Origin of the sequence: Streptomyces sp. NRRL B-1140, from assembly GCF_001280065.1 — a bacterium.
In the GTDB taxonomy this organism is placed as follows: Bacteria; Actinomycetota; Actinomycetes; order Streptomycetales; family Streptomycetaceae; genus Streptomyces.
The window spans coordinates 1-10,132 of sequence record NZ_LGEA01000137.1; the positions used below are offsets into that span (position 1 = coordinate 1).

Annotated in this window: 10 protein-coding genes and 3 pseudogenes; 9 read left to right on the top strand and 4 right to left on the bottom strand. The window is 67.9% G+C overall.

The annotated features are described in order from the left end of the window. Positions 1-202 (top strand): annotated as a pseudogene (locus tag ADK65_RS32940) (HNH endonuclease); the annotation flags it as partial. Positions 203-477: 275 nt separating this feature from the next. Here ADK65_RS32940 and ADK65_RS32945 read toward each other — a convergent pair. Further along, positions 478-1,281, bottom strand: a complete 804-nt coding sequence (locus ADK65_RS32945) for a transposase (protein ID WP_234353028.1) — start codon at positions 1,279-1,281, stop codon at positions 478-480. Positions 1,282-1,850: 569 nt separating this feature from the next. Between ADK65_RS32945 and ADK65_RS32950 the strand changes: the two genes are divergently transcribed. The 4 genes from ADK65_RS32950 (at position 1,851) to ADK65_RS32965 (ending at position 6,578) form a co-directional block, all read left to right on the top strand. Further along, entirely contained in the window at positions 1,851-2,963 is a 1,113-nt protein-coding gene (locus tag ADK65_RS32950) for a hypothetical protein (RefSeq protein WP_053674680.1), read from the top strand. A 372-nt stretch (positions 2,964-3,335) separates the two neighbouring features. Next, positions 3,336-4,400, top strand: a complete 1,065-nt coding sequence (locus ADK65_RS32955) for a hypothetical protein (RefSeq protein WP_234353029.1) — start codon at positions 3,336-3,338, stop codon at positions 4,398-4,400. Beyond that, complete coding sequence (locus ADK65_RS32960) at positions 4,390-6,084, top strand: polyprenyl synthetase family protein (RefSeq protein ID WP_053674682.1); 1,695 nt, start codon at positions 4,390-4,392, stop codon at positions 6,082-6,084. Before ADK65_RS32955 ends, ADK65_RS32960 begins: the two co-directional genes overlap by 11 nt. Continuing rightward, the gene (locus ADK65_RS32965; protein ID WP_053674683.1) at positions 6,081-6,578 is read left to right on the top strand and encodes a hypothetical protein; all 498 of its coding nucleotides are present in this window, start codon (positions 6,081-6,083) and stop codon (positions 6,576-6,578) included. The genes ADK65_RS32960 and ADK65_RS32965 overlap by 4 nt, the downstream gene beginning before the upstream one ends. Positions 6,579-6,691: 113 nt before the next feature. Here the strand turns inward: ADK65_RS32965 and ADK65_RS39030 are convergent, their stop codons facing one another. Next, positions 6,692-6,829 (bottom strand): hypothetical protein, encoded by a 138-nt coding sequence (locus ADK65_RS39030; RefSeq protein ID WP_199825745.1) that lies wholly within the window; start codon positions 6,827-6,829, stop codon positions 6,692-6,694. Between the two features lie 538 nt (positions 6,830-7,367). On the opposite strand from ADK65_RS39030, the gene ADK65_RS39035 reads away from it, so the two are divergent. Together ADK65_RS39035 and ADK65_RS32970 are read left to right on the top strand one after the other, a co-directional pair. Next, positions 7,368-7,532 (top strand): hypothetical protein, encoded by a 165-nt coding sequence (locus ADK65_RS39035; protein WP_199825746.1) that lies wholly within the window; start codon positions 7,368-7,370, stop codon positions 7,530-7,532. Positions 7,533-7,763: 231 nt separating this feature from the next. Further along, positions 7,764-8,594, top strand: coding sequence for a lipase family protein (locus tag ADK65_RS32970; RefSeq protein ID WP_234353030.1), 831 nt, complete (start codon positions 7,764-7,766; stop codon positions 8,592-8,594). Positions 8,595-8,669: 75 nt separating this feature from the next. Here the strand turns inward: ADK65_RS32970 and ADK65_RS32975 are convergent, their stop codons facing one another. Then, the gene (locus ADK65_RS32975; protein WP_053674685.1) at positions 8,670-8,855 is read right to left on the bottom strand and encodes a hypothetical protein; all 186 of its coding nucleotides are present in this window, start codon (positions 8,853-8,855) and stop codon (positions 8,670-8,672) included. 459 nt (positions 8,856-9,314) lie between these two features. Here ADK65_RS32975 and ADK65_RS32980 point away from each other — a divergent pair, with 459 nt between their 5' ends. Next, the gene (locus ADK65_RS32980) at positions 9,315-9,665 is read left to right on the top strand and encodes a hypothetical protein (RefSeq protein WP_234353031.1); all 351 of its coding nucleotides are present in this window, start codon (positions 9,315-9,317) and stop codon (positions 9,663-9,665) included. Positions 9,666-9,686: 21 nt separating this feature from the next. On the opposite strand, the pseudogene ADK65_RS32985 reads toward ADK65_RS32980, so the two are convergent. Continuing rightward, positions 9,687-9,914 (bottom strand): annotated as a pseudogene (locus ADK65_RS32985) (ATP-binding protein); the annotation flags it as partial. On the opposite strand from ADK65_RS32985, the pseudogene ADK65_RS32990 reads away from it, so the two are divergent. Continuing rightward, positions 9,908-10,132, top strand: a pseudogene (locus ADK65_RS32990) (HNH endonuclease); the annotation flags it as partial. The pseudogenes ADK65_RS32985 and ADK65_RS32990 overlap by 7 nt on opposite strands.

Consider the following 10,132-nt stretch of genomic DNA (forward strand, 5'->3'; position numbering starts at 1 on the left):
CCGCTCGAACCGGTCCAAGGCAGACCAGGACCCCGCCCAGTGGCTGCCGCCTGCCGCCGAGGCGCACTGCCGGTACGCCGCCGAGTGGGTCGCAACCAAACTGCGCTGGAGCCTCACAGCGGATGAGGCCGAGGTGACGGCCCTGCGCGAGGTGGCGGCCGGCTGTCCGGATCAGACCGTGACCTACGAGCCGGCCGTATAGGGGCCTGGCGCGCCGCGCGGTTCACCTCGCCAGGGCGGCCCGCGTAGACAGGACGCGGCCGACCGGGAAGGCCGGGCGCGTCAACGTTCTACCGGGGCGTGGGGCAGGTGTTCAGTCATGCACGCCGGTGTTGGGGCAGCGGTAGTGGCGACTCCTTCGTGGGGCCTCAGGACTCGTCGTCGATGAAGGGTCCGCGGTCGTTGCGGAGGGTGGCGGTGTCGGAGCTGGTGTCCCAGACGAGCGGCCCCGCAACGCTGTGCTCGCCGGACAGCGCCTCAGCTTGACTCTGTCGGGGATCTTGGAGTTGCCGAGGTCAGGTGCCCAGGGTGCGCCTGGATTTCGGCCGGGGGGATTCCGCGCTGGTCGAGGTAGTTCTGGAAGGCGGTCGGCCGGCGGGGAGGGAGTGCTTCCTCGGTCGGTGGGAGACCGCTGAGGCGCTCGATGTTGATGGCGATGGCGGTCAGGACGTGCTGGAGGTGAACCTTGCCTTGTCCCCGGTAGCGGCAGTGGCGCATGCCGTGGCCGTGGGTGAACTCGTTGACTGTTCCCTCCACTCCGGAGCGGACCGCGTGGGTCTTCCACTCGGGAGTCTGCTGCTCGGCACGGACACGGAGTTGCAGGTCGCGCAGTTCTCGCGGGGGAAAGCCGACGTTGCGGGTGCTTTCGCGGGAGGTGGTGCACTGTGCGCGGGCCGGGCAGGGCCGGCACTGGCCCTTGGTGAACCTGGCCACGATCAGTGGGGCTGCGGTGGGCGAGGAGGTCGGGTAGGGGCCGTGCCAGCCCGCGCTGACCTGCCCCTGTGGGCAGGTGACCTGCCGGCGGTCGTAGTCGATGTGGAAGTCGTCCCGGGCGAAGCCCTCATTTCGGCGTCGTTGGCGGATGGGGTTGCTTCGGAGCGGTCCGGAGACGGTGACCTGGTGTTCACGTGCGGCTTGTTCCAGGTGGGGCAGGGAGGTGTAGCCGGCGTCGACCAGGTGCTCGACGGGCAGTAGTCCGCGGCGGGAGAGGCGCGTGTGGATGCCGGGCAGGACCTGGCTGTCGTGGGTGGTGGCCGCGGTGGTGGCCACATCCGTGATCATGTTGGGGCCCTCAGGAGCACAGGTCACACCAGCTGCAGCGCGGCACCGCAGACCGGATCCGCGACCGCCGGGTGAACGAGCGCACCGGGGAGGACGTCAGCTGGAAGGGGTTCTCCGCCCATCTGACGGACGCGTGTCATGACCGCCCACTTCACCCGTTCGACGCAATCCCGCCGGTGATGCTCTTGGTTGTCGGCGCATGACATCTGCCCGTAGCCGCAGGTGCCCGAAGCCAGTGTGCCGTGGGCTCCGCCTACCGGCTCTGTTCCCCGCCAAACTGGGGGACGCGGGCCGATGGCTGACGGTCTGGCGATGCGCTGGTAGTGCCCGCTGGTCATGAGCAGTGCGCGGAATGCAGCCGCGCGTTGCAATGACCCAAGTGGCATCTTTCACCTCGTATGCGCGATGCGATCCCTTTTGGCATATTTCGAGGCAGTGGTTGGCGCCGCATGTGCGTGCTCGGAGGATGACCCGGGCGGCACGCTCTTGTAACCCTCGGCGGCCCAGCCTCCCCTTGCGGAACGCGGCGTGCCTGCCTGTTCTGCGCCCCCACCGAAAGTGGTACTGGCATGGTCACCGAAGTTGCGTCACCAACCAAGATCAACATCAAGAACCCGTCCTTCGCCGATCCCCACGTAGACCCGGGGGACTCCCGGAAGTACTACACGGGGGACTCCGTCGGCGGCTGGAAGGTCACCCACGGCACAGTCGAACTCCTGGGCTCCCGCCTCGCCGATCACCCCGATGGCACCTCGCAGTCCATGGCCCTGGAAGGCGATCACGACAGCAGGGGCGCTGTGGCGCAGGACATCGTCACGACCCCGGGGCAAGAGGTGACGCTGACCTGGGAGGACGCCCCAGAACAGGACAAGAGCAACACCGACGACTATGCCGGCACGGTCCAGAAGTACAAGGTGCGCATCACCAGCGGGCCCAACATCGTCGAGGAGATCTACACCCCCGCCGATGGGCGTCTGCCCACGCACGTGTGGACCAGCCGCTCTCTCGCTTTCACTGCGGCAGCGGCCACCAGCACCCTGGAGTTCATCTCCCTGGCCGAGAACGACCCCGCCAAAAAGCTGGACGTAGGCGCCATGATCACCCACGTCGCCGGCACCGAGGGAACCGCCGTCAAGAAGGACGACGACAAGAAGAAGGTCGACGACCACAAGGTCGACGACCACAAGGTCGACGACCACAAGGGCGATGACCAGAAGATCGATGGGGTGGCCGATGAGCACGCTCTGGCCATCTTCCAGGTCACCGACCTGACCCCGCAGGTGAAGGTGGGTGACGAGAACCCCTGGCCGCCGCAGTACATCTGCGTCGCCATCACGTCGGCCGACGAGCAGCCGGTCAGCATCAAGAAGCTCGTCCAGGAGTTCCACGCTCCCGAGGGCCTGGAGTTCACCGGCGCTGCCGGCTACGCGTACTTCGAACGGCTGAGCCAGTTCGGAAGTGTGCCGCCCACACCGCTCTCCTGCCGCCTGGTGAATGCGACCACTCTGGTGGTCGAGGACGATCTCAGCGTTTACACCAAGGACGACGACCGCCCCTTCCTCGGCTACGGGCTCATGGTCCGGGCGGCGAAGGGCGCCACTCCGGGCACCCGTTACGGGCACGCGACGTTCGGCAAGCACCACAAGCCGGTCAAGCTGACGGGCACCGTTCTCCCCAAGTGAGCCGTTCCCTCGGCCCCCGCTCCGGGCTCAGTCCACGAGTGAAGCCCGGAGCTGGGTGGCTCAGCCATCGCGCCTCTCGCTGAGAGCCGTGGATGCTCACTCTGTCTACGCGCTGGCGGTCGGGAGCCGCACGCGAGGCAGGGCCGGTGTTGGTCTTTCACAGCGTCCGGTCCGGCTCGCAGCCGTAACGCATGCCAAGCCTCCTTGGAGTGTCTCCTGATCCGGCCCGGCGGTTCACTCTGTGGAGTGAATCGGCGATGCGGTTTTCGCGTGCAGGGCCGCATATCGCCTCTGACACGCGCGATAGCGCTAGGTGACTGACTGTTACTTTCCGTTGCTGTGGAGATGAGAGCAGACGGGAACGAGCGGCGGTTGGGCCCACGAGGCCCGTTCCCGGACGGTGCGGCGGCAGGCCTGACCGGTGGTCCGCTCGAGCGGCAGTGGCTGCACTACGCGTTGCTGTCCCGGTCCGGCGACGTGGCCGTGATCGCGAACCTGTCGACTCTGGGCGCGGACCGCCCGGACGAGCCGGCCCACCGCCGGGGGATCGTCCTGGCGCACGACCAGGAGAGCGGGTGGGAAGCGAGCCAGTTCAACGCCCGCCAGCAGCAGGTGCCATGGTCGTCGTTCCGGCTGCCCCAGCCACGCGCAGCGCAGGGCGGCAAGGGGCCCTTCAATGTGGCGGCGGTGTCGGGTTCCCCGGCACTCGAGGTGACGCTGCGTAGCACCAGCCAGGCCTGTACCTCACAGTGCGCGCCGTTCGGTGACGGCGAGTTCCTGCGATGGCAGTCCGAGCCCGGGGTACTGGGGGCAGGGATGGTCACGGTCCACGGCCGCAGCAGGTGGGTGGAGCTGACGGGCTACCACGAGCGGGTCCGGGGCCGCTGGAGCTGGCCGGCGCTGGGCGGTTGGGTGTTCGGCTTCGTCAACGCCCCGCACAGCGAGCGAGCAGACTCCGCCGCCGACTCCTCAGCTGCGGAAAATGTGCAGGGTCCGCCGCCCGCCGCCGTTGTGTTCACGCTCATCCAGCCGCGTTTTCCCGATGACGCGGCCAACGGCTCGGTGATGCTCTGGCGTGAGGGCAGGCTGTGGCGGCACTTCCCGCGCCGCTGCCTGCAGATGGCAGTGGACGGCGCCCTCGCCAGAGACGACGTGGTGCTGGTGCCGCCGCTGGCCGGCCTGCTGGACACACCGTCCTGCGCGACTGTTCCGGGACGGCTGGTCATCAGCGCCCGGATGGGCCAAGACCACCTGCTCCTGGACTTCACCAGCCGGACGGCGGGCCGTATCGCGAACCCCTGCGAGCGCGGTCTGCGACCGTTCAGCGTGCACGAGACCCTCGGGCCGTGCCGGGTGGAGGCCAGGGTCTCCGGCCGCCACCTGGAGTTCGAGACACAGGGCATCGTCGAGTTCGCAGGGGGGGCCGATGACCTCTGACACCGCCAAGGACGCCCACGGCACGCGGCCGGGCAGCGGTGCGGCGCTGCTGCGGGACACCGTCGGCGCCCTGTCGGAGCGGGCGCCCGCCGTGGTGGCTTCGGCCGCCGAGCAGATGCGCGGCATCCGGCTGGGACTGTCGTTCAACGACGGCACGACCGCTTCGCTGACACCGCTGCACAGCCGCCTGGTCTACGCAGACGGCCCGGCCCACGACACGGACGTCGAGGTCGTCTTCGACAACCGGGCGATGAACCTGCTGTTCGACCTGCAGCGCCAACCGGTGGACGAGGTACTGCCCGGCAGTCTGGACGTGCGCGGCGAGCCGGACCGCGTACTGGCGGTGTGGCGTGCCTTCACCTTGCTGTCCCAGCGGGCGTCCGGACTGAGGTTCGTTCAAGAACTGTGGGAGGACTACCGGAACCGGACCCCCGAACTGTGGGGCCCCGGTGCGCACGGCCGGGAAGACACAGCCGACATCGGCGCAGCTGAGACGACAGGCTGGAACGCCCTGGACTACCTCAACCGGCGCCGCCCCGCCTCCGCTTCGGACACCGACGCGGCCCAGGCGGTCGGCGGACGGCTAACGGTTCCCCATCGCTCGCTGTGGAACGGCCGCTCCAGCACCCCTTGGTGGGAAGAACTCCCACTCACGGACGCCGACTTGGTCGAAACGATGCACGCGATCCGCGACCGGGTGGCCGACGAGATGCGCGGTCTCATCCCGGACCGGGAGCCGCGCCGTGACCTGTACGACCTGATGCGCGACTACCCGGCCAGGCAAGGCAAGGGCCTGCGCCCCACCCTCACCGTCGCGTCCTGCGTGGCCCTGGGCGGGTCCGCGCAGGACGCCGTCCGCAGCGCCGCCGCCCTGGAACTGTTCCACAACGGCTTCCTGGTCCACGACGACATCGCCGACGAATCCACCCACCGGCGCGGTCTGCCCACCCTGCACACTGCGCACGGCGCCGGACTCGCCGTCAATGTGGGCGACGGCCTGAACCTCCTCGCCATCGACGCCGTCCTGTCCAACCTTCAGACCCTCGGCCTAGCCCGCACCCTCGGCCTGATCCGCGAGACGCTGCACATGTGCCGGGAGAGCTTCGAGGGCCAAGCCTTGGAACTGGGCTGGATCCGCCACCAGGAAGTACCCGCCGAGGACGAGGCGTACTTCACCATGAGCACCAAGAAGACCGGCTGGTACACCTGCATCAGCCCCTGCCGGATCGGCGCCGTCTGCGCCGGCGTCACCGACCCGCACCTGCTGGACCGCTTCGACGAGGCCTTCCGGCTCATCGGCATCGCCTTCCAGATCCAGGACGACGTCCTCAACCTGATCGGAGACGAAGCCCTCTACGGCAAGGAAGCCTGCGGCGACCTGTGGGAAGGCAAGCGGACGGTAATGCTCATCCACCTCCTGCGCTCCGCCACCGACTTCTGGGAACACGAGATCCTGCGTCAGCTCGTCATCCGCCCCCGCCACGAGCAGAACAGCAACGACGTCCAGACCATCCTGCGCTCCATGCAACGCCACAAATCCATCGACTACGCCATCGCCCTGGCCGACGACCTCGCCACCCGCGGCATCGACCACTTCGAGCGCGACCTCGCCTTCATCCCCGAGAACAGAGGCAAGGCCGTACTCCGCCAGATCGCCCACTACGTCACCTCAAGGCCACTGTGACCACCACCAGCCCCCCACCCCACCCCGCCGACGAGCGGATCCACAAAGCCCTCGCCACGGCAAACCACTGGACCCGGGCTGCCCTGTGCACCCTCGCCCGCCATGGAGCTGCCCTGCGCCGGGACGACCCCGATCGCGCCCAACACGTCCTCGACACCCTCGCCCCCTGGCCCCCCTACAAGGGAGGACAATTCCTCTTCGACCTCCTGGAGTGGGAGGACTTCATGCTCGACGGCGCCCCGCCCCCGCTCCTCCCGCTCGAACAAGCCCTCACCGTTATCGGCCTGCCCCTGAAGTGGCTGCGCGCCGCTGCCGACCGGATTCGCGAGTCACACCACGACGATGCGTTCACCAGCCGCCCGGCCTCTAACAGCCCCTTCCCGCAGGACCTGCCACCACTGCAGAGCGGCCGCTACCTCTACCAAGACGTCGTCCTCGGCGCATGGGAAACGTCCTGCCGACTGAACATGAGCCTCACCACGCCTCCGGCATGACGGCAGAGAAGTCGCCCCCACGAGCGTTCCCCTTCCAGCCGACGACAATGAGCCCACGGCGGGACGTGAGGCGGCCCCGGCAGCGCCTACGACGATCGTCGCGACACCAGGTCTCATTCGGATTCGGCTCGATCCGGGCCAGTCGGCTTTTGCAGAGGCGAGGACGGCGGGAACAAGCGATCCTCCAGCGCGGGCAGGCCGAACAGCATGAGAAGCAGCACCGCTGGCGTGAGCAGGGCTATCACGATCACGACGCCTCCCCGCGAAGCTGGTGATCACGGATGTCACGTGGCCGCAAGCTGGCCACGTTCACCGTGCGACCGAATGGGGGACGCCGCACCTCGGGACGGAAGCCGTCTAAGCCGACTGGGTGACGAGCAGTCACATCCCTTCACCTCGACCGCCGGCATGCGGACTTATCGGTGCCGCTGTGAAAGGCGGCGGCAAGGCTACGCGCCCGGGTCAAGGACGCGCTGATCGTCGCGGTGTCCCGGCACTACGAGTCATGGTCGCGGTTGACACTGTCTACCTCCTGTACTTCATGAAGGAGGTGTCCGCCCGGCTCGGGTAGGCGCGGCCGCGCGAGGTGACGCCCGGCCGCCGGCCTGTCACGGAGATCGAAGGGATCGACCCATCGGCTCAGCGGCTGGCAGTGGTCGTTGGACCCCGGATGCCGGGGTTGCGCAGACGTTCGCCCGCTTGGCCGCGTCTCTTCCGCAGGCGGATGCCGTCCAGCGATGCCAGGGTCTCTACTAGTTGGGCCTCGTCAGCAAACCCGAGGAGAGACTCATGCCATCCGACGGCTCCAAAGACTCCTTCAACTTCCACGACGACAACAAGACGCCTCACCACCTGCAAGCGCCCAACCAATACCCGTACCCGCCCGAACAAGATGAGCGGCAGGAGGAGCCGGACGATGACGGAAGCGACGACCCGCTCAGCGACACCGTCTGAGCGGAGCCCCTCGCCCGAAACGGGCGGGGGGCTCCGGCGTGATGAGCCCTCGGCGCGGGGACCGGGGCGGTGAAACCGGCGGCCCCTCGATCGGCCCGGCACGACTGCCGGATGCAGCTAGGCATGGTGGCCGGATGTGGGCTGTTCGGGCCAGCGACCCGCGCGCCTTCTCACACCCGCGCAGGGGCTATCGGGAAGCTCTGCATACGCACACCACCTTGGAGGAGTCCTGTGCCCGTTCCCACCGTCTTCGACCACTCTGCGACCGGCTACAGCCTCCCGCACGCCTACTGGATGGCCCAGGCCTCCAGGCTCGCCTACGCCGATCCTGACCGGGTCGAATCGACCGCCCGGGGCTGGGGGTTCGATATCGTGCGGCACTTCGTGTCCCCGCACGCGATGCCGTTCCCGATCGAGGACACCCAGGCCTTCGTCGCCGCCTCCGACCGGATGATCGTCGTCGCGTTCCGCGGCACGGAGTCCCGGCAGATCCGGGACTGGCTCACCGACACCACCACCCCGCCTGTCCCCGGCCCTGGCGGCAAGGGCTTCGTCCACCACGGCTTCAATCAGGCCCTGGCCTCTGTCCACCCGCAGATCCGCGACACTGTCCACGAACTGCGCGCCAACAACCAGAGCGTGTGGATCACCGGCCACAGCCTCGGCGGTGCCCTCGCCATGCTCGCCGGCGCCCGCATGTACTTCGAGGAGCCCAACCATCTCCCTGATGGCGTCTACACCTTCGGCCAGCCCCGCACCTGTGAGCGCCTCCTCGCCGCCGCGCACAAGACGCCGTTCAAGAACCGGCACCACCGGTTCGTGAACAACAACGACATCGTCCCCACCGTCCCCGCGGAGCCCGCCTTCACCCACGTCGGCCAGCTCCACTACTTCGACACCGCCGGCCGCCTCCACGACACCATGCCCCTCGTCACCCACCTCGCCGACCGCGCCAAGGGCGTCGCCACCGCCGGCGACCCCTTCGCCGCCGGCAGCGACGGCGTTCGGGACCACGCCATCGACCGCTACATCGCCTGCCTGGAGAAGAACCTCGCCAGCTGACCGTCGACAGGCACACGCCGCGGGAACCGGCATCGCAGCCGTGTCGCTAGTGACCGTTCCGGTCCCGCGGGCTGTCTAGCGGTAGATGACCTTCGATTCTGCCTCGTAGCTGATGGCGCTGTAGGCATCCGCCTTCCCGTGGTCGACGGTCGTGCTCGCCTCCGTATCGATGTCGGCTTGCCAGTCTGCGAAGGCCGGAGTGCTGGTCAGGAGGGAACTGGCGAGGGCCAGAACGGCCAGAGCAGTGATTCTCTTCTTCATGCTCGGATAACCTCCGCAAGCTGTCCGCGATACGGCGTCTCACCTGTTCGCCGTGTCCGGGAATCCAGCTGACCGCTACCGCCAAAACGCGGACCGATCCTCCCCACGGGCCATGCCTGCCAGGCGGTTCGGTCTGTCACCCAGGCCAGTGCGCCCGGGGTTCTCGAGGGCGCTGAGCAGGCAGGCGCTTTCCGCAGTCTTAGGTGCCGTGGACCTTTTCGCAGGAGTAGACGGTGCCCGCTGCTGCCACCTGCCAGCAGGAGCGTGGACGCGCAAAAGCACGGGCATTACCGCTGCAACGGCGGGGACACGGGTGAGTTCCTGTCGGCGTACTCGAGAATGTGCTCAGTGAAGTACGGACGAACGTGCTCAGAGAGATGACGAGCTGTTCGCTTGGCTCGAGCGGAGTCGTGGCACGATGACCTTGTGGAGATCCCTGGGCTTTCAGCGCGTCGTCGCATGCTGATTGAGGCGGTCGTTGTGGTGGCTGCGCCTGCTTCGGATCAGGTGGCCTGGCTGGACAAATACGACGTACTGCCGGACGAGATCGCCTTGGGTTACGATGATGCCTTCCGCCTCGCTGGGCGACTGGTCGATGAGGGCCAGCTCAGTCCTGAGGTGTTGCCCTCGCTGCAGATGATCGATGAAGTTTTCAGCGAGATGTCCCACGTCACCGACGTGGATAGGTGGACCAGGGAGGCCTTGGTCACCGACGCCGGGTGGGGACGCGCCCGGCAGCTGGCGCGAGAAGTCCTCACCGGAGAAGGCGAGAAGATGCCTCCGCTGCCAGGCATCCGCGTCGTCCGATGACTCCCCAGCCCGGCCCGCGGTCTAGGCTGCGGTCTCGCGTTCGATGGCGGCGAGCCGGTTCTTGAGTCTGTAGCTGGGGCCGTTAATGGAGACGACATCGCAGTGATGCAGGAGCCGGTCAAGGATGGCCGTGGCGAGGACTTCGTCACCGAACACCTGCCTCCATTCGCTGAAGGTCTTGTTCGAGGTCAGGATGATCGAGCCCTTCTCGTAGCGCTTGGAGATGACCTGGAACACCAGGTTTGCCTCAGCGGGCCGCCGCCTCCCTCGCTGTCCTGCCCCTCACCGTCTCAGCGCCCGCCCACGCGGCAGAGACCCTTCCCCTGACCGAAGCAGTCGCCGCCCTGCCCCTGGGGACGGAGTCCCGGGACGGCTACGACCGGGACGCCTTCCGCCACTGGAACGCCGGCGCCAACCCCACCGACGGCTGCAACACGCGCGCCGAGGTCCTGATCTCCGAGGCCGTC

Bases quoted from the DNA above. Each gene is read 5' to 3' on its own strand.
- ADK65_RS32945 (WP_234353028.1), bottom strand. From the start codon at position 1,281: ATGATCACGGATGTGGCCACCACCGCGGCCACCACCCACGACAGCCAG.
- ADK65_RS32950 (WP_053674680.1), top strand. From the start codon at position 1,851: ATGGTCACCGAAGTTGCGTCACCAACCAAGATCAACATCAAGAACCCG.
- ADK65_RS32960 (WP_053674682.1), top strand. From the start codon at position 4,390: ATGACCTCTGACACCGCCAAGGACGCCCACGGCACGCGGCCGGGCAGC.
- ADK65_RS39035 (WP_199825746.1), top strand. From the start codon at position 7,368: ATGCCATCCGACGGCTCCAAAGACTCCTTCAACTTCCACGACGACAAC.
- ADK65_RS32975 (WP_053674685.1), bottom strand. From the start codon at position 8,855: ATGAAGAAGAGAATCACTGCTCTGGCCGTTCTGGCCCTCGCCAGTTCC.
- ADK65_RS32980 (WP_234353031.1), top strand. From the start codon at position 9,315: ATGCTGATTGAGGCGGTCGTTGTGGTGGCTGCGCCTGCTTCGGATCAG.